The organism is Clostridium sp. CM036, assembly GCF_055081135.1.
This window is the reverse complement of record NZ_CM143652.1, coordinates 929335-949270: the sequence shown is the minus strand read 5'-3', so window position 1 is coordinate 949270 and position 19936 is coordinate 929335. Positions and strand designations below refer to the sequence as shown.

17 protein-coding genes are annotated in these 19936 nt (G+C 31.2%); all 17 read left to right on the top strand.

Annotated elements, in window-relative coordinates; all coding sequences use genetic code 11:
* Positions 1–6: 6 nt before the first annotated feature.
* The 17 genes from galU to wecB all read left to right on the top strand — a co-directional run bounded on the left by galU (position 7) and on the right by wecB (position 19933).
* The gene (gene galU, locus ACWJKE_RS04560) at positions 7–915 is read left to right on the top strand and encodes a UTP--glucose-1-phosphate uridylyltransferase GalU (RefSeq protein WP_216303549.1); all 909 of its coding nucleotides are present in this window, start codon (positions 7–9) and stop codon (positions 913–915) included.
* Between the two features lie 309 nt (positions 916–1224).
* Complete coding sequence (locus ACWJKE_RS04555; protein ID WP_216304330.1) at positions 1225–2541, top strand: nucleotide sugar dehydrogenase; 1317 nt, start codon at positions 1225–1227, stop codon at positions 2539–2541.
* Between the two features lie 93 nt (positions 2542–2634).
* Positions 2635–3723, top strand: a complete 1089-nt coding sequence (locus ACWJKE_RS04550) for a Gfo/Idh/MocA family protein (protein ID WP_462953902.1) — start codon at positions 2635–2637, stop codon at positions 3721–3723.
* Between the two features lie 34 nt (positions 3724–3757).
* Positions 3758–4498, top strand: a complete 741-nt coding sequence (locus ACWJKE_RS04545; RefSeq protein WP_216304328.1) for an N-acetyltransferase — start codon at positions 3758–3760, stop codon at positions 4496–4498.
* Between the two features lie 22 nt (positions 4499–4520).
* Positions 4521–5225 carry an acylneuraminate cytidylyltransferase family protein gene (locus ACWJKE_RS04540; protein ID WP_462953901.1) on the top strand — a complete coding sequence of 235 codons (705 nt, stop codon included), beginning with the start codon at positions 4521–4523 and terminating at the stop codon, positions 5223–5225.
* The gene (neuB, locus tag ACWJKE_RS04535; protein WP_216304326.1) at positions 5218–6261 is read left to right on the top strand and encodes an N-acetylneuraminate synthase; all 1044 of its coding nucleotides are present in this window, start codon (positions 5218–5220) and stop codon (positions 6259–6261) included. Before ACWJKE_RS04540 ends, neuB begins: the two co-directional genes overlap by 8 nt.
* Before the next feature lie 74 nt (positions 6262–6335).
* A complete protein-coding gene (neuC, locus tag ACWJKE_RS04530) occupies positions 6336–7484 on the top strand; it encodes a UDP-N-acetylglucosamine 2-epimerase (RefSeq protein ID WP_462953899.1) in 1149 nt (382 codons plus the stop codon).
* A gap of 21 nt (positions 7485–7505) precedes the next feature.
* On the top strand, positions 7506–8147 hold the full coding sequence (locus tag ACWJKE_RS04525) for an acetyltransferase (RefSeq protein ID WP_216304324.1): 642 nt from the start codon (positions 7506–7508) through the stop codon (positions 8145–8147).
* Between the two features lie 4 nt (positions 8148–8151).
* The gene (locus ACWJKE_RS04520) at positions 8152–9207 is read left to right on the top strand and encodes a nucleotidyltransferase family protein (protein WP_216304323.1); all 1056 of its coding nucleotides are present in this window, start codon (positions 8152–8154) and stop codon (positions 9205–9207) included.
* Between the two features lie 16 nt (positions 9208–9223).
* A complete protein-coding gene (locus ACWJKE_RS04515) occupies positions 9224–10216 on the top strand; it encodes an NAD-dependent 4,6-dehydratase LegB (protein WP_216304322.1) in 993 nt (330 codons plus the stop codon).
* Positions 10217–10253: 37 nt separating this feature from the next.
* Positions 10254–11357, top strand: a complete 1104-nt coding sequence (locus ACWJKE_RS04510; RefSeq protein WP_462959195.1) for a LegC family aminotransferase — start codon at positions 10254–10256, stop codon at positions 11355–11357.
* A 70-nt stretch (positions 11358–11427) separates the two neighbouring features.
* Positions 11428–12867 (top strand): lipopolysaccharide biosynthesis protein, encoded by a 1440-nt coding sequence (locus ACWJKE_RS04505; protein ID WP_462959194.1) that lies wholly within the window; start codon positions 11428–11430, stop codon positions 12865–12867.
* A 114-nt stretch (positions 12868–12981) separates the two neighbouring features.
* Positions 12982–14736, top strand: coding sequence for a CDP-glycerol glycerophosphotransferase family protein (locus ACWJKE_RS04500; RefSeq protein WP_462959193.1), 1755 nt, complete (start codon positions 12982–12984; stop codon positions 14734–14736).
* 64 nt (positions 14737–14800) lie between these two features.
* Positions 14801–15880, top strand: a complete 1080-nt coding sequence (locus tag ACWJKE_RS04495; protein WP_220286820.1) for a glycosyltransferase — start codon at positions 14801–14803, stop codon at positions 15878–15880.
* Positions 15881–15949: 69 nt separating this feature from the next.
* Positions 15950–17425 (top strand): O-antigen ligase family protein, encoded by a 1476-nt coding sequence (locus tag ACWJKE_RS04490; protein WP_462959192.1) that lies wholly within the window; start codon positions 15950–15952, stop codon positions 17423–17425.
* A gap of 27 nt (positions 17426–17452) precedes the next feature.
* The gene (locus ACWJKE_RS04485; RefSeq protein ID WP_462959191.1) at positions 17453–18796 is read left to right on the top strand and encodes a glycosyltransferase; all 1344 of its coding nucleotides are present in this window, start codon (positions 17453–17455) and stop codon (positions 18794–18796) included.
* A gap of 81 nt (positions 18797–18877) precedes the next feature.
* Complete coding sequence (gene wecB / locus ACWJKE_RS04480) at positions 18878–19933, top strand: non-hydrolyzing UDP-N-acetylglucosamine 2-epimerase (protein WP_462959190.1); 1056 nt, start codon at positions 18878–18880, stop codon at positions 19931–19933.
* Positions 19934–19936: the final 3 nt, after the last annotated feature.

Here is a 19936-nt window from a genome sequence, read left to right as displayed (position 1 = left end):
AACACTATGAGAGTAAAAAAAGCTATAATTCCAGCAGCGGGGCTTGGTACAAGATTTTTGCCAGCAACAAAGGCACAACCAAAAGAGATGTTACCAATTGTTGATAAACCAACAATACAGTATATTATAGAGGAAGCGGTTGCGTCTGGGATTGAGGAAATATTAATTATAACAGGAAGAAATAAAAGAGCAATCGAAGATCATTTTGATAAGTCGATTGAACTTGAACAACAATTAGAGAAGAACGGTAAGGAAGATACCTTAACAATGGTTAGGGATATATCTAATATGGCAAACATTTATTACATACGTCAGAAAGAACCTAAAGGACTAGGTCATGCTATAGGTTGTGCAAAAACCTTTGTGGGGAACGAACCTTTTGCTGTAATGTTGGGCGATGATGTGGTGGATAGTGAAGTACCTTGTTTAAAACAACTCATAGATTGCTACGGCAAATATGAAACTTCAATTTTAGGAGTTCAAAAGGTTCCTTTAAGTGAAGTTAGCAAATATGGCATAGTAAAGGGAACTTCAGTAGAAGATAGAGTTTATAAGGTTGAAGATGTTATTGAAAAGCCTAACGCATCCGAAGCACCATCAAACATAGCAATACTCGGAAGATATATTATAACACCTAGAATATTTGATATTTTAGAAAATACAAAGCCTGGTAAGGGTGGGGAAATTCAACTTACAGATGCTTTAAAAACTTTAATAGCAGAGGAAAATATGTATGCTTATAATTTTGATGGCAGAAGATATGATGTAGGGGATAAAGAAGGATTTTTAGAAGCAAATGTAGAATATGCACTTAAAAGAGATGATCTTAAAGAAGCATTTATGAAATATCTCCTAACTATTAAGGATAACGATACCTTTAAAGAAATTTATAATAAATGTAGTAATAATTTATAACAGAGAGTATTAGTAAAAAGCCAAGTGAAACTGGCTTTTTTTTATTTGGTGCGCTCAGTATTGGGGATGAACCAAGTAAATTTATTAGAAAATAGATTACTTGATTTTTAAGAAATTTTAAATAAATAGTTAATAAACTCCCATAGATTGAACAAATAGAAATATTTGGGGTAAAATATTATATGCTAGTATAAAAAATATATTGAGAGGTTTTGGGTAGGAACTTATAATGTGGTAAAATGTAGCCATGAAGCTGTTGATAAAAGATTTGTCAAAATTATATGATCTAAGGCTATAGGAGGTAACAAAATGTTTCAATTTAAAGAGGAGTTATTATTAAAATTGAAAAATAAAACAGCTAAACTTGGTGTAGTAGGCTTGGGTTATGTGGGATTGCCATTAGCTGTAGAAAAGGCTAAAGTAGGATATGAAGTAATAGGGTTTGATGTTCAAGATCAAAAGGTTCAAATGGTAAATGAGGGACACAATTACATTGGTGATATTGTAGATTCAGATTTACTTAGATTAGTACAAGAAGGAAAACTTAAAGCTACCACAGACTTTAGCTTTGTTAAGGATGTTGATACAGTGTGTATTGCAGTCCCTACGCCACTAGATTTATATAAGCAACCGGATTTATCATATGTAGTGGAATCAACTAGAAGTGTAGCTAAGTATTTACATAGGGGGATGTTAGTAGTACTCGAAAGCACTACATACCCAGGAACAACGCAGGAAGTACTAAAACCAATACTTGAAGAATCAGGTTTAAAATGTGGAGTAGATTTTTTCTTGGCATTTTCTCCAGAGAGAGTTGATCCAGGGAATAAGCAGTTTAATACAAAAAACACCCCAAAGGTAGTTGGAGGATGTACTCCTAATTGTACTGAAGTAGCAGGAATGTTGTACAGAAGTGTACTAGAGGGAGAAATATTGGAAGTGTCTTCTCCAGCAGTGGCTGAAATGGAAAAAATTCTTGAAAATACTTTTAGAAATGTAAATATAGCACTAGCTAATGAAATGGCTATTCTGTGTAAAAGGATGAATATAGATGTTTGGGAAGTAATAGATGCAGCTAAAACTAAGCCTTATGGATTTATGCCATTCTACCCAGGCCCAGGGATTGGTGGACACTGTATACCACTTGATCCATTCTATCTAGAGTGGAAAGCAAAAGAGTATGATTATCATACAAAATTAATAGAAGCGTCGGGTATAATTAACGATTATATGCCTGAATTTGTGCTTGAAAATGTTATGAAACTTTTAAATGGTAATAAAAAGGCACTAAACGGAGCAAAAGTTCTCCTTATGGGTGTAGCTTACAAGAAAGACATAGATGATGTGAGAGAATCACCAACATTAAAGGTTATTGATCAATTAGAAAAAAATGGTGCGGATATAATTATAAATGATCCATTTATTAAAAAATTCACACACAAGGGTAAAGAATATGTATCTGTAACTTGGGAATATGAAATAAAAAATGCGGATATAGTAGTAATAACCACAGATCATAGTGGTTATAATTATGAAAAAATTGTGGAAGAAGCTAGCTTACTATATGATACTAGAAATGCTACAAAGCATGTTGTAAATAATAGAGAAAAGATAAATAAACTCTAAATAATGCATGCAAGCATTGTAAAATATTTTATAATATTGCATGCCAAAATCCTAGGAAGGCACCTTTAAGAGTAATTGCAAGGAGGGGTTTAAATGAAAAAATTAAAAATTGCAATAATAGGATGTGGAAGAATAGCATACAAACACGTGGAGGCTATAACACAAAATAAAACAGAAGTTGAACTTGTAGCAGTTTGCGATGTGTTAGAAGTTAATGCTAATTCCAAAAGAGATGAGTATATAGAAGCAATAGGTGAAAATTCAGATGTAAAAGTTTATATAGATTATAAAGAAATGCTTGAGAAAACTGATATTGATATGGTTTCTATAGCTACTGAAAGTGGGTATCATCCAGAAATAGCTATATATTGCATGAATAGTGGGAAACATGTAATTGTTGAAAAACCAATGGCATTATCTATTCAAGATGCTGATAGAATGATTAAATGCTCAAGAGAAAATAATGTAAAGCTTTGTGTTAGTCACCAAAATAGGTTTAATGAGCCAATAAGAAAACTTAGAGCTGCAGTCGACAAAAACAGGTTTGGAAAATTAGTTAATGGAACAGCGAGAATTCTTTGGAATAGAAATATGGAATATTACACGCAAGCACCTTGGAGAGGAACGTGGAGCCTGGATGGTGGTACTTTAATGAATCAATGTATTCACAATATTGATTTATTACAATGGATGATGGGTGGAGAAATAGATACGGTTTATGCTCAGTGTGGTACTTTCCTTCGAGATATAGAAGGTGAGGATTTTGGAGCAATAATTATAAGATTTATAAATGGAGCTATAGGTATAGTTGAAGGATCGGCTTGTGTATATCCTAAAAACTTGGAAGAAACATTGAGCATTTTTGGTGAAACTGGTACTGTTTCTATCGGAGGCATTGCAGTTAATTCAATAGAAACTTGGAGATTTGCTGATAATAAGGATACTGAGCAGGAAATATTAACGCAGCAAAAGGGAAATCCAGATTCAGTATATGGCTTCGGACATACCCCCTTATTTAAAGATATGATAGATGCTATAAATATGCATAGAGAACCGCTTATAAATGGCGAAGAAGGAAAAAAAGGTATGTCTATTATACTTGCAGCTTATAAATCAAGACTTACAGGTCTCCCAGTTAAATTTCCAATGGGGGATTTCTCAACACTCGAAATGAAAAAATAATTTTGAAGATATTATATGAAAAGAGGGTATTTTTATGAATTATGTTTCAGAAAAAAGCAAAATTGGCAATAATGTAACAATGGGACATTTTGTGGTAGTAGAAGATAATGTAGTAATAGGTGAAAATTGTATTATAGGAAGTAATGTAGTTATTCACATAGGAACTGTTATAGCAGATAATGTTAGAATAGATGATAATACGGTAATAGGTAAACAACCTATGAGATCAGTAAACAGTATATTCAAAAGTGAGGAAAAATTGCTTCCAGCTGAAATAAGTGAAGGTTGCATTATAGGGGCAGGAGTGATTATTTATTGTGGATGCGCAATTGCAGAAAAAACACTTATTGCTGACACTGCTGTAATAAGAGAAAATGTAATTGTAGGTTCAAAAACAATTATCGGCCGCGCAGCAACTATTGAAAATTTCTGTAAGGTTGGTTCTAATTGCAAAATACAGACTAATGTATATTTAACAGCTTATTCAGAAGTTGAGGATTATGTATTTATTGCGCCATGTGTTACAACCTCTAATGATAATTATGCAGGCAGATCAAAAGAAAGATTTGGAAAGTTCAAAGGGGTAACTATAAAAAAAGGTGGTAGAATTGGAGCAGGAGCAGTTATCCTGCCAGGTATTGTTATACATGAAGATGGTTTTGTGGCAGCAGGTAGTGTGGTCACAAAAGACGTGGAAGCAGGTAAAATCGTAGTTGGTAATCCAGCTAAAGTGCTTCGATCTGTACCAGAGGATCAATTGCTTAAAAATCAATAAAAGGAAGCAAAAGGTGATAATTATGTATAAGAATAAGAAGTTTCTAGCTATTATTCCAGCAAGAGGTGGTTCGAAAGGTATACCAAATAAAAATATTATGGCTATAAGTGGTAAACCACTTATAGCTTATACAATTGAATCAGGAAAAAAATCTAAATATATAGATGAATTAATTGTATCAACAGATAGTGAGGTTATTAAGGTTATAGCACAGCAATATGGGGCTAAGGTACCTTTTTTAAGACCAGAAGAACTATCAAATGATACTTCAAAATCCATAGACGTAGTTATACATTCAATAGATTTTTACAAAAAAAATAATATAAGTTTTGATTACGTAATATTATTGCAACCCACATCTCCATTAAGAACGTTTAAGCACCTGGATGAATCTATAGAAAAGCTTATTGAGAGTAATAGTACCTCTTTAGTAAGTGTATGTGAAGCCTATGAAAATCCTGTACTTATGAGAAGCATAGAAAATGAAAAGCTAAAAGAAGTTATAAGTTTTGAAGGAACAAATATCAGAAGGCAAGACTTACCTGCTTTTTATATATTTAATGGTGCACTATATATAAATTCAAATGATATGTTAGTTAACAAAAAAAAATTTGTTGATGAAAACACAATCCCTTATGTAATGAACAAGGAAAGCTCTATAGATATTGACACGATGCTCGATGCAAGAATTGTAGAGATGATAATAGATACGAGTATTCATGTTTAAGATAGGAAATAAGGCTATAGGCGATGGAAATTCAACTTTTATTATAGCAGAGGCTGGGGTTAATCATAATGGAGACATAAAAATAGCAAAAGAGATGGTAGATAAAGCTGTATTTGCAGGGGCCGATGCCATAAAATTTCAAACATTTATTACAGAAAAATTAGTTACTGGATATGCAGAAATGGCTGAATATCAAAAGGACAACATAGGAAAAATTGACTCACAGTTTAATATGTTAAAGAAACTAGAACTATCGCACGAAAGTTTTATAGAAATACAAGAATACTGTATACATAAGGAAATTATGTTTTTATCTACACCTTTTGATTTTGAAAGCGCTGATTTTTTAGCGTCTATAGGCGTGGAGGCTTTTAAGATTAGTTCGGGAGACTTAACTAATATTCCATTTTTAGAACATATAGCAAGATTTAATAAACCTATAATTTTATCTTCTGGCATGGCGACACTTTCAGAAATCGAAGAAACAATAAATGTAATAAATTTCCTGGGTAATAAAGAAATAGCAGTGCTTCACTGTACTTCAAATTATCCAGCTAAATTAGAAAGTGTTAACTTGAATGCAATGAATACCATAAAAAAATCTTTTGAAATTGTGTCTGGATATTCCGATCACACTGAAGGAATAACAGTGCCTATTGCAGCAGTGGCTATGGGAGCAAATATAATAGAAAAGCATTTTACAATGGACAAAAGTATGGAAGGGCCAGATCATAAAGCTTCTCTGAATCCAATAGAGCTAAAAGAGATGGTTAAAGCGATTAGAGATGTAGAAATAGCACTCGGAACTGGAATTAAAATGTATAATTTTAGTGAAGTTGATACCATGAAGGCAGCTAGAAAAAGTATAGTCGCAGTTAGATATATAAAAGCAGGGGAGAGTATAAGATTCTCGGACTTAGATTACAAAAGACCAGGAAACGGACTTTCGCCTAAATTCTACATTGATATTGTTGGGCGAAAAACTAATAGAGATATAAAAATTGACGAACAAATAGCCTTAAATATGGTGGAATAAAAATTAGCTAAATTATTTCGAGCACATGGAACATGAGTACATAGAACATGCACTTATAGAATGGGAGATTAAATATGAAAAGAAAAATAGCAGTTATAACAGGTACGAGAGCAGATTATGGTATATTTTATCATGTTCTTAAAGAAATTGAAAAACATGAGGAATTGGATCTTAAGCTTATCGTTTGTGGAATGCATTTATGTCCTGAATTTGGCATGACTATAAATGAAATAGAAAAAGATGGCTTTGTAGTATCAGATAAATTTGAAACTGTTTTAGCTTCTGATACAGGGGCGGCAATGGCTAAATCTATAGGACTTTCAATTATAGGTATGGCTCAAAGCTTTGATAAAATAAAACCGGACCTAGTACTAATACTAGGTGATAGAGGAGAAATGCTAGCGGCAGCAACTGTAGCTATCCATATGAATATTCCTGTGGCTCATATTCATGGAGGAGAAGTAACGGGAACAGTAGATGAGTCTGTAAGGCACGCTATAACTAAACTTTCTCATATTCACTTTCCAGCAAATGAGGACAGCATGCAAAGAATAATTAAATTAGGGGAGAAGGAAAAAAATATTTTTGTAGTAGGAGCGCCGGGACTTGATTATATTGCGAAAGCAAAATATTTATCAAGGGAAGAAATACTAGAAAAATTTAAATTAAAAGATGATAAGATATTTTTAATGACTCAGCACCCAGTAACTACAGAAAGGGACATGGTGGAATGGCAAGTAAGAGAAACTTTAGATGCGGTTGTAGAACTTGGATATCAAACTATAGTTTCATATCCTAACAGTGATAATGGAGGAAGCGAAATTATAAGGGTTATTGAGGAGTATAGCGCTAAATATCCATTTTTAAAAGTATTTAGAAATTTAAGTCAAGTAGAATACCTAAGTTTTTTAAGTATAGCTCAGGTAATGATAGGAAATTCATCGTCAGGTATAATTGAAGCACCTAGCTTTAAACTGCCTGTAGTAAACATAGGGTCAAGGCAGGACGGAAGACTAAGAGCCCTCAATATAATAGACGTACCTTATGGAAAGGAAGCTGTAAAAGCAGGCGTTAAAAAATCAATAGACGATGAGAACTTTAAGAAGCAATTAGAAAACTGCACAAACCCTTATGGTGATGGGAATGCAAGTGGTAAAATAGCACAAATTTTAAGTGAGATAAAGATAGATAGGGAACTTATACAAAAAAGGATAACGTATTAGTTGATAGTTAGGGGTGAGATTATGGAGAAAATCGTACTTGTAGGTGCAGGTGGCCATTGCAAGGTTATTATAGACATTATAAAAAGTGCTTCTAGATATAATATTGTGGGGGTAACTGATAAAGATTATAACTACGATAAATTTGTATTAGATATACCTATAATAGGCGATGATAGCATTTTAGAAGAATTATATAATACTGGTGTAAAAAATGCATTTGTATGTGTTGGTGCACTCCAAAACATTTTAACTCGCGAAAATATATATAATAATTTAAAAGCTATAGGGTTTAACATACCGGTACTTATACATAAGGATGCAATGGTTTCACCTTATGCAAATGTTGCAGGAGGAACTTGTATAATGCCTGGAGCCATAATCAATCCAGGAGCTTACATAGAAGAAAATTGCGTAGTAAACACCGGTGCAGTAATAGAACATGATTGCAAGCTGCAAAGGAATACACATATTTCACCTAAGGCTTGTTTAGCTGGCGGAGTTAGCATAGGGTGTAACACCCATATAGGTATGGGAAGTTCTATAATTCAATCAGTGCATATAGGGAATAATGTAATTATTGGAGCAGGAGCTGTGGTTATTGAAAATATAGCAGATAATGCAGTTGCTGTAGGAATTCCATCGAAAATTATAAAGTGTAGGTGATGTTATGAAATTTCCAATTGATGATTATTGTATAGGAGTGAATTCTACTATAAAAGAAGCTATGAAGGTTATAGATAAAAACTTAACAGGGGGAGCTTTAGTTGTAAATGGAAATAATGAATTAGTGGGAACTATTACAGATGGGGATATACGGCGTGCTATACTTAAAGGCCACAGTATAAATGAGGGTATAGAGAATACATATTTTAAGGATTTTAAATTTGTTACAGAAGAGTATGGCAAAAAGAAAGCAAAAGAGTATATGATTAAGAAAAAGATAAGGCAGGTACCTGTTATTGATAAAAATAAAAAGCTCATAGACTTATATTTTTTAGATGACATATTATCTTATGATAAAAAGCAAAATTATGTTTTTATTTTAGCAGGAGGTTTGGGAACCCGGTTAAGACCATTAACTGAATCACTACCTAAACCTATGCTAACAGTTGGTGATAAACCTATCTTGGAGCTTATAATAGAACAATTTAAAGAATATGGGTTTACGAACTTTATTATTTCTCTTAATTACAAAGGGAAAATGATAGAGGAACACTTTAAAGATGGAAAAGAATTTGATGTAAACATAGAATACATTAGAGAAACTAAAAAACTAGGCACAGCAGGCTCAATAGCATTAGTAAAAGAAAAGTTTACAAAACCTTTCATAGTTATAAACGGAGATATATTAACAGGAATTGATTTTGAAAAATTTTTAAATCATCATATGAATAATAACTTTAATATAACTGTAGGTGTTAGAAATTATGAAATTAACGTTCCTTATGGAGTCTTAGTCACTGATAATATGATTATAGAGTCTGTAGAAGAGAAGCCTACATATAAATTTCACATTAATGGTGGAGTATATGCTGTTAATCCTGAAATTATAAAATACATACAGGAAGATGGAGTCTATAATATGACTGATTTAATAGAAGATGCAATTAACAATAATTGCACGTCAGGTATTTATGAGATAACTGAATACTGGAAAGATATAGGTAGAATGGAAGACTATAAAATGGCCAACACGGATATTAACAAATATTTTAAACTATAAGAAAGGAGTAGATGAAATGAACTGGCAAGGGAAAAAAGTTTTAGTTACAGGTGCAGAAGGTTTTATAGGAAGCCATTTAACAGAAAGATTGGTGGAACTTGGAGCAGATGTTACAGCCCTAGCTCAATATAATTCATTTAATAACTGGGGATGGATTGATACTTTTGATAAGTCAGTAAAAGAAAGTATTAAAGTTGTTACTGGAGACATAAGAGAATACGATGGAATGAAAAGAATTATTAAAGGACAAGAGGTAGTGTTTCATCTTGCGGCTCTCATTGCAATCCCGTATTCTTATTTATCGCCTATGGCCTATGTAAGAACAAATGTGGAAGGCACTACTAACGTTTTAGAAGCCTGCAGAGAATATGGGGTAGAAAAGATTGTACACACATCAACGTCTGAAACCTATGGAACAGCACTTTATGTACCAATTGATGAAAAACACCCAATGCAGGGTCAATCTCCATATTCAGCATCAAAAATAGGAGCAGATAAAATGGCGGAAAGTTACTATAAAAGTTTTAATATGCCTATAGCAACTATTAGACCGTTTAATACATATGGACCAAGACAATCTGCAAGGGCTGTAATTCCAACAATAATATCACAGATACTCGCAGGGAAAACAGAAATCAAGCTTGGAAGCCTAACTCCGACTAGAGACTTTAACTTTGTATTGGACACTGCCCAGGCATTCATAAAAATAGCAGAGAGTGAAAAAACTAATGGTGAAGTTATAAATGCTGGTTCAAATCACGAGATAACTATAGGAGAAACAGTTAAAAAAATAATAAGTATAATAGGTAAGGATGTAAAAATTATTTGCGATGATGAAAGGTTAAGACCTATAAACAGCGAAGTTAATAGATTATGGGCTGATAATACTAAAATAAAGGAATTAACGCTCTGGAAGCCTAATTACACTATAGACAGAGGTCTTGAAGCGACAGTAGATTGGATAAAAAATAATATGCAACATTTTAAGACAGACATATATAATATTTAGCAAAAGAAGAATGTTTAAAAAGTGGGAGGGTTTTGTTATGATACCTTTATGTATACCAGAAATTAGAGGAAATGAACTTAAATATGTTAAGGACTGTATAGATACTAATTGGGTATCTTCAGTAGGTAGTTATGTTAATTTATTTGAAGAAAAATTTAGTGAATATGTAGGTAGCAAAAGTGCAGTTGTCACAAATAATGGTACATCAGCACTTCAATTAGCGTTAGTAACCCTTGGAATAGGATACGCAGATGAAGTTATAGTTCCATCTTTAACTTTTATATCTCCAGTTAACACTATAAAATACGTAGGAGCACAGCCTGTATTTGTAGATGTATGTAGAGATACCTTTGTCATGGATGCAGAAAAGATAGAGGAATTAATAACACCTAAAACAAAGGCTATAATGCCAGTACATATTTATGGCCATCCTGTAGATATGGATAGAGTAATGCAAATAGCTAAAAAACATAATCTATTTGTTATAGAAGATGCAACTGAATCATTAGGATCTACTTTTAATGGCAGAATGACAGGTACCATGGGGGATATAGGCTGTTTTAGTTTTAATGGGAACAAAATTATAACTACTGGAGCAGGTGGAATGCTTGTAACTAATAATTCAGAATATGGCGCACGAGCGAAATTTTTATCCACTCAAACAAAAGTAGTTACTGAAAATAAAGCGTTCTATCATCCAGAAATAGGATATAATTTTAGAATGCCAAATCTTTTGGCTGCATTTGGAGTGGCTCAACTTGAAAATATTAAAGAATATTTAAAAATTAAAAGACAAAATTCAGCATATTACAATGAACTATTAAGTGAAATTAAAGGAATTACCTTACCGATAGAAAAAGAGAATGTAGAAAATTGTTTCTGGCTATACTCAATCCTAGTTGAAGAAAAGTATGGTATAACTCGCGACGCGCTTATACAAAAATTTAATGAAGAAAAAGTAGAGGCAAGACCATTCTTTATGCCTATACATGATATGATTCCATATAAAACTTGTACACATGGGGATTTAAGTATTACAAATGAGCTTTATCAGCGTGGAATAAATCTTCCAAGTTCTGTTGGACTTAAAAAAGAAGACATTGCAAAGGTATGTGAAATAATAAAAGAATGCAATAAATAACTCTGTTATTTATTTGCATTTAAGGGCGAAAGTCATTAATTAAGCCGCTTTAGTGGAGGGTTATGATACATTGGTAAGGTGGATAGGAGATAATATGAATATAGATTTTATAAAGAAATTGTACAAAAGCAGATTGGTGAGAAGTGGAATTTGGTTTACTATAGGGACCTTTTTTGTTCAAGGCATTTCCTTTGTAACTATGCCTATTTTTACGCGTTTACTTAGTGCTAGTGATTATGGAATAACGGGGGTATATACCACATGGCTTTCCGTTTTTACAACTATAATTACATTAGGGCTATTGGCTACAGTTAATAATGCCAAAGTGGATTTTCAGGAAAGATATGATGAGTATGCTTCATCTATACTTTTTTTAGTCACACTATTTGCTATTATGTGGCTTATAATTGGATTTGTGTTTAAAAAGCAAATATCTTCTATTATAAATTTAAATTCTATATTAGTCATCTTCCTTATTATTCAAGGTTTTTTTGGATTTATCGTGGATTTTTCTAATGCCAAATTAAATGCTGAATATAAATATAAGAAATATTTACTTATATCAATAAGTAGTGCTATTATAAACACAATTCTGGCTATAATACTCATAAGTAATATTAAAAGTGATAAGTATTATGGTAGGATTGGTTCTTTAATTATTGTAGCTTTAATTTACGGTACAGTTTTATATGTAATTGCTATGAAAAAAGGCAAAAAACTAATTAGTTTTGAATACTGGAAGTATGGATTAGCCATATCTATACCGGCAATTGTACATCTTTTATCAGGCGTGATTTTGCAGTCTGTGGATACGGTTATGATAAATAGTATGATAGGATCTAGTGCTGCAGGAATATATACCTTTGCATATAAAATTGGAATGATAATGTATATTGTATGGTTGGCGTGTAATAAGGCTTGGGTACCGTGGTTTTATGAGAATATGAAAGAAAAAAATTATGATGACATAAAGCTGAAAATTAAATATTATATTATGTTATTTTCTGTGATGGGGTTTATACTTATATTTATATCTCCTGAAATAGGAAAACTAATGGGTACAAAAAAATTTTATAAAGGGTTAGATTACGTTCCATTAATCATAATAGGATATTATTTTCAATTTCTATACAGTATACCAGCTAATATTGAATTCTATACTAAAAATACAAAGTTCCTTTCCCTAGGAACCCTTATTGCAGCTTTAATAAATGGTGTATTAAATTATATTTTAATTCCAAGATACGGCGCAGTTGCAGGGGCATGGACAACAATAATATCGTATATCTTATTATTTTTATATCATTATTATATATCTTTACGCATATTAGACGTAAGAATTTATACGTTTAAACCTTTTGCATATGGCATTTTATACATAGTACTTAGCAGTGTAATATTTTTTATAGTCAAAAACAATTGGGTTTTGAGATATGGAATATTAATAGCAACATTAATTGTATTAGGATATGAGATTAAAAAAATCAGTGGAAAATTAATGCAAAAATAAGTTAAAAGAGATGATTCAACGACATTTCAGAAGGAAAGTGTCCCACTTCTATAAGTGGGAGTACAAATCTCCTTCTGAAGTCGTTGATATTGCAGCTCCGCAGGAGATGATTTAATGGTTAAATTAATCTATACAGCACAAAAAAAAGAACTGATAATAGATAGAAAAGTTGTGGATTTATTTGAATATATAGGAAATATAAACGCAGAAAAGGAAGCTTTTGAGTATTTAACTTATTTAGAAAATCAAAAGGTTAATGGGTTAAAGCTTGAAGAGTTATATTTATATGATGAAATACCATTATATATTTTTAGTAGACCCACTATTTATAGAAAATTAAATGGTTTGATTTTCTGTATTATGGTTATAAGAAATGCTAAGTATAAAACGAATGAAGAAATACAAGTAAAAACAGATGATGACTTTATGGAAAAGGTTTGTGTAGAGGTATTCAACCTTAAATGTGAGAGAATTTATAGTAAAAAAAACATTCAAGCTATAAGTAAAGGCAAGTTAACTAAACGGTTTATTAGGGGAATAGGGAGTTACTGCAAATTTATATTTAAAAACTTTTTAACGAATAGGAGAAATCATAAAGAACCATTTTTAATTATTTCACATGCTTCAAGTTTAAACTTAGTTAAAGGCAATACCGATGGCTATTACGATACTCAATTAGGGAAAGTTATAAATAAATTAAAAGAAACTTATAATATTTTAAATTTTCAACTCTTAAACAATAAATACATCATAGATAAGACTCTAAATTGTCATGAAAATTTTGTGCCATTTGAATTATTTATTTTATACAAAAGGCTTAAAGCCAAGAAAAATGTAAATAATAATTTATTAGTAGATAATTTAATTTATTTAGATAAGTTAGATTTTCACTTAAATGAACTTGATCTTAAAAATATACTTTTAGGATTTGTGATGAAGGATTTAAGAACGAGTTATCTTTCCTATTTATATGAACTATTAATGGCAGGAAAAATTATTAGAAAGTTGAAAAATAAAAAATGTTTAGTAGCAGGAGAAGGCGACAGGGGAAGGTGCTTTATAGTCGCAGGAAATAAGTTGAATATAGATACTTATGCTGTGCAACATGGAATAATAAATGAAACCTCATCTACTTACATAATTAATTCAAAGTATAAAGATTTGTTGGTGCCACGTAATACATTTGTCTGGGGGGAAAAGTATAAAGAATTATTGATATCTCATACAAATGTATATAATAAAGAAAATGTTAATGTAGTTGGTCAAGTAAGAACAGACAATTTAGTTCAAAATGGATATTTGAAAAAGTCTAAAAAAAATGGGACACTGAGAATACTTTATGCCACTCAATATTTTAGGGATTTACTTGAACCGGCTACCTTAATGCTATTTAAGGCAATAAATTTAATGAAGGAAGATTACGAATTAATTATAAAACTTCATCCTGTAGATTTGAATTTTGAATTTTATGAAGTTATGGTGGAAAAGTTCCACATTAAAAACTGTAAAATAATGAAGGATGGAGATTTGTATGAATTAATTAAATGGAGTGGTTTGGTAGTAAGCGTACATTCTACAGTAGTTGTAGAAGCGGCACTTATTAATAAACCTTCTATATGTATATTACTCCCTAAATATAATGATGCTGGTGGTTTTGTTAAAGAGGGGGTATCCTTTGGAGTTAAGGATGAAAATGAGCTTTTAGAGTGTATGATTAAAATAAATATAGGTGACGTGACACTAAACCACGACATGCAAAAGTATATCCATGAAAATTTCTATAAGTTGGATGGAAAAGTAACAGAGAGGATAATAAATATTATAGTAAATTCTCCTGAGAAGCTTTTAGAAACAATAAAGAATGAGTAATTAAAGATAACTTTCTAAGATTCTTAATTATACTTAAATAGTGTAAAAGAACAGGAGGAAATTTATGAGAAAAATTTGCTTTTTAGCAGATGCACATAGTATACATACAAGAAAATGGGTTCAATATTTTGCGAGACTTGGTAATGAGATTCATATAATTTCTATGAGAGAAACAGATTATGTGTATGAAAACAATGTAAATTTGCATGTGTTAAGAACTATAGGTACAAATAAGTTAAGTTATTTTTTATTAATTAAATCAATTAAAAAATTAGTAAAAGACATTAATCCAGATATATTACACAGTCACTATGCTACTAGCTATGGACTTTATGGGAGAATGTGCAATTTCCATCCATTTGTAATATCTGTTTGGGGTAGCGATGTGTATGAGTTCCCTAAAGATAATAAAGCTAAAGAATTGCTACTTAAGTATATATTAAAAGGAGCGGATAAAGTTTGCTCTACAAGTTATAATATGACTGAGGAAACAAAAAAATACTACAACAAAGAGATAGTAGTAACCCCCTTTGGTGTAGATTTAGATAAATTTAAATGTAACACACCTATACTAAATAGTAGTTATATTACCATAGGTGTTATTAAGGGATTAGAAAAAATATACGGGTTAAATTATCTTATTGAGGGATTTTCAGAGCTTATACGTAAATACAGCGGAACCAAAGATTTAAGACTTTTAATTGTTGGAGATGGTACCCAAAAATTAGAGCTTGAGTCTTTAGTAAAGAAATTAAATTTAAATTCTAAGGTTACATTTACAGGTAAAATAGATAATGAAAAAGTACCTGAATACATAAACAAGATGGATATAGTATGTCTGCCATCCTTAAGTGAAAGTTTTGGAGTTTCAGCTGTCGAGGCCTGTGCGTGTGGACGGCCAATAATAACTACAGATGTAGGTGGATTAAAAGAGATAATTTTTAATAACTATAACGGTTTTGTAATCAAGCAAAAGAGTAGTTATGATATAACATTAAAACTTATGAAAATCATTGAAAATGAAGATCAAATGAAGGAATTTTCAAAAAATGCAAGAAGATTAGTCCGGGAGAGGTATAATTGGTTTGACAATGCAAAAATCATGAATGATATATATAAAACACTTGAGAAGGTTAGTAAATAGTAATGGTATATTCTAGCTTGCAATGCACTTGTCATTTGAAAATATCAGAAACTATGTAGGAGGATAAAAATGCAATTAACGCAAGAGATTAAAGAGTATTACTATTATTTGAAAAAGTATATTCACATAATTCTAATATTATATGCTGTTATAGAAATAGGGTTGTTTATAAAGATGGGTACATCAAATGTGCTCATGTTCGTAAGTAGCATATTTGTAACCTTGTTCGTAATTTGTAGTTTGATTTTAATGTTTAAAGATTTTGTTACCGCAAGTTTAGTTTACGCGGTAGCAATACCAATAATACCTATGGCATTGTATATTATGAATAGGTTAAATATAGCTGGGATAGGTGAAGTGGTATATTTAGCTTATTTTGCTATATATTTAACAAATATGGCTCGCGAATTTAAATATGGAGGATTTGATTTTTCAAAGCTTACGGTTAAATACACCAAGCTAAGTGTACTCTATATTATATTGTTATTATTAGCGACTATATCTTCTATGCTAAGTATTCATGTTTTAGAAGCATTTAAGCTAGTGCTACTTAACATGGTTTCAATGATGACCTATAGCATAGGTATACTTTGCTATAAAAAAAGCAATAAAGAGTTTTACAAGGATATATTGCTCTATTTATGCGTGGGAGTTACGTTATCATCAATACCAGATATAATAGTAACTTTATATAATTTAATTGTACGTAGCAATAATCAGCATCTCTATGGGGTCTTAGGTAGCAATTTCATGCTTGGATATACTATAATAGTAATGCCTTTTATATTGTTATATGCTATAAATAAAGAGCTATCAGGGAAACATAACAAAATATATATATTCTTATTATTAATTCAAATAATTAATTTTAGTACTCAAAAATCAAGGGGCATTCTACTAACATTAGCTATGTGTTTTTTTATTGTAATTATAGTAGATATAAATAATTGGAAAAAATATTTACTAATTTCTATAGTTGTGATTTCTTGCATGACATTTAATGTTATGCATAGGTGGGAAGTGGAAGAAATTGCAACGGACATAAAGATAAACAGTATAGAAGACCTAGTCAGCAACAATGCCAGAATGCTTAAAAGATTAATAGAGCAAACTAAAAGTCGAAGACCAATATGGGCCTTAGCTTTTGAAATGATAAATGACCACTTTTATTTTGGTGTGGGACCAGGGCACTTTAAATATTACTATTTACAATATGGTGGAAACCCTAAAAAATTGTACATAGATGCTCATAATATAATTCTTAATTTAATTACAGAATTTGGAATTATATTTACTTTTACTTTTATGTTAGCTTGGCTAAGCAGCTTAATAAAGTCAGTATTGGATATAATTAAAAATAATAAGAAAGATTTCAAAGAATTTAAATGGCCAGGAATTATTGGGCTTTTATGTCTCTTAGTTTATGGAAATATTACAGGCCAATCTTTTATGGCCTCAAGAGATCCAATAAGTGTAGTGCCTGCTTTTGTTTTTACTGTAGTGATGATACTAATGATATATTCAGAAGGGAAATCTGTTAGTTAAGAGTTAGGACAATGAGAGGTGTTAATAATGAAAAACATATTAATTGTAGCTTATGTTTACCCACCACTAGGAGGTGCAGGAGTTCAGAGAACTTTAAAATTTGCTAAGTTTCTAAAGAAATTTGGATACAACGTAAACGTGCTTACTGTAAATAATGAAAAGAGCACTATAAAGGATGAGTCTTTGGAAGCTGAATCAACGGATGGAATAAAGGTATTTAGGGCTATGCAAAGAGATAATTTTATTGTCAATACTATTGCTAATAGGAATATAACCCATGTCAAAACCATGAAGGTTGAAAATAAAGAGGATATAATAAAAATAACCTCTGAAATTACACTTAAATCTAAAGTTAAGAGAAAAATAAAAAAAACCTTATTAAATATTTATAGAAATATGTACATACCGGATGATAAAATTTCATGGAAAAAAGATGCGGTAGAATTAGGACTTAAAATAATTAAGGAAGAAAAAATTGATATAATATACTCTACCTCAGCACCATATACTGGGCATTTAATTGCTTGTGAATTAAAGCAAAAATCTAACATAGCGTGGATTGCTGACTTTCGTGACCAATGGGTAACTAACCCATTCGCAGATTACACGCCCTATGCTAAGAGAAAAAATGAAAGGATGGAGACGACAGTTATTGAAAAAGCGAATGTTGTAATATCTGTAAGTAAACCTATAATAGATGATTTTATTGATAGATATAAGAATCAGAGGGCAGATAAATTTAAAATAATTACTAATGGATATGATGAGGATGATTTTGATGATTATAATATAGATAGGATACCTCCCAAATATATTATAACTTATAATGGAACCCTGTATGGGAAGATATCACCAAAGAATTTCTTAATAGCTATAGATAGGCTTATTGAGGATAAAAAAATAAAACTGGAAGAGCTTATCATTAGATTTGTCGGGCAAATAGGCAAGGATGCCCAGGAAGATATTACGTTTTTTCTTGCAAAATATGATAAGGTTATTGAATTTATATCATATTTGCCCCATAAAGAAAGTTTGAAGGAATTAGAAAATTCTTCAGCAGCGCTTCTAATTATAGGAGCTTTTGAAAGAAGCGAAGGCGTATATACAGGAAAGATATTTGAGTACATAAGAAGTGGAAGGGTTGTTATAGGCATTGTACCGGACGGTGTTGCTAAAGATTTAATACTTGATACGAACACAGGATTTTGTTGTCATCCTGAACAAATAGATGAAATTAAAGCAGTTATATATAAATCCTATGGCATTTGGAAAGGCATGCAGGAAAAGTTAGATATTCATTGGGAAAAAGTTAAAAAGTACAACAGAGAAAATTTAACTAGAGAACTGATGAGTATTATAGAAAGTTTATAAATGATGATTTGAAAAGGAAGTGCAATTCTAATTTTTATAAAAAACTTTATTAAAAAAACTTATTAAAAGTCAGGAGTCTATATGAAAATATTAACAGTCGTAGGAGCAAGACCGCAGTTTATAAAAGCAGCTGCAGTATCGAATATAATTAGAAATGAGCATGAAGAAATTTTAATACATACAGGTCAACATTATGATGAAAATATGTCAAAGATTTTTTTCGAAGAACTTAAAATACCTAAGCCTAGTTATAATTTAGAGGTAGGTTCAGGTGGACACGGCATGCAAACTGGTAGGATGTTAATAGAGCTCGAAGAAATTTATATAAAAGAAAAGCCAGATATGGTTTTAGTTTATGGGGATACGAACTCAACCTTTGCTGGAGCAATTTGTGCAAGTAAGTTACGTATTCCAGTAGCACATATAGAAGCGGGACTTAGAAGCTTTAACATGAATATGCCGGAGGAACAAAATAGAATCTTAACAGATCATATTTCAAAATATCTGTTTGCACCTACAACTTCAGCGGTTAAAAACCTAAGTACTGAGGGCATAACTAAGGGTGTTCATAATGTAGGGGATGTAATGTATGATGCGACCCTTAATTTTTCAAAGATTTCAAAAGAAAAATCTAAGATTATGAAGAAACTTAATTTATACCAGGAAGAATTTATTTTAGCTACCATACATAGAGCAGAAAATACTAATGATATAAATAGATTAAGAAATATTAGTGAGGCATTAAATGAGAGCGGCAAAAAAATAATATTACCCCTACATCCAAGAACAAAAAAATATATGGATGATTATGATTTGAAATTTAATAATAATATAAAGATAATTGACCCAGTTGGGTATTTAGACATGATCAGTTTAGAAATGTACTGCAAAAAGATTGTTACAGACAGTGGTGGGGTTCAAAAGGAAGCTTTCTTTATGAATAAGCCTTGTATTACTATGAGAGAAGAAACAGAGTGGGTAGAAACAGTAGAAAATGGATGGAATATTATTGTTGGAACTGATAAAACTAAGATTTTAGAGGGCATAGTTAATTTTATGCCAAATAAATCTCAGCAAAATGTTTTTGGAGATGGCCATGCTGCAGAAAAAATTTTAAAAATTATAAACAAACAATAGAGG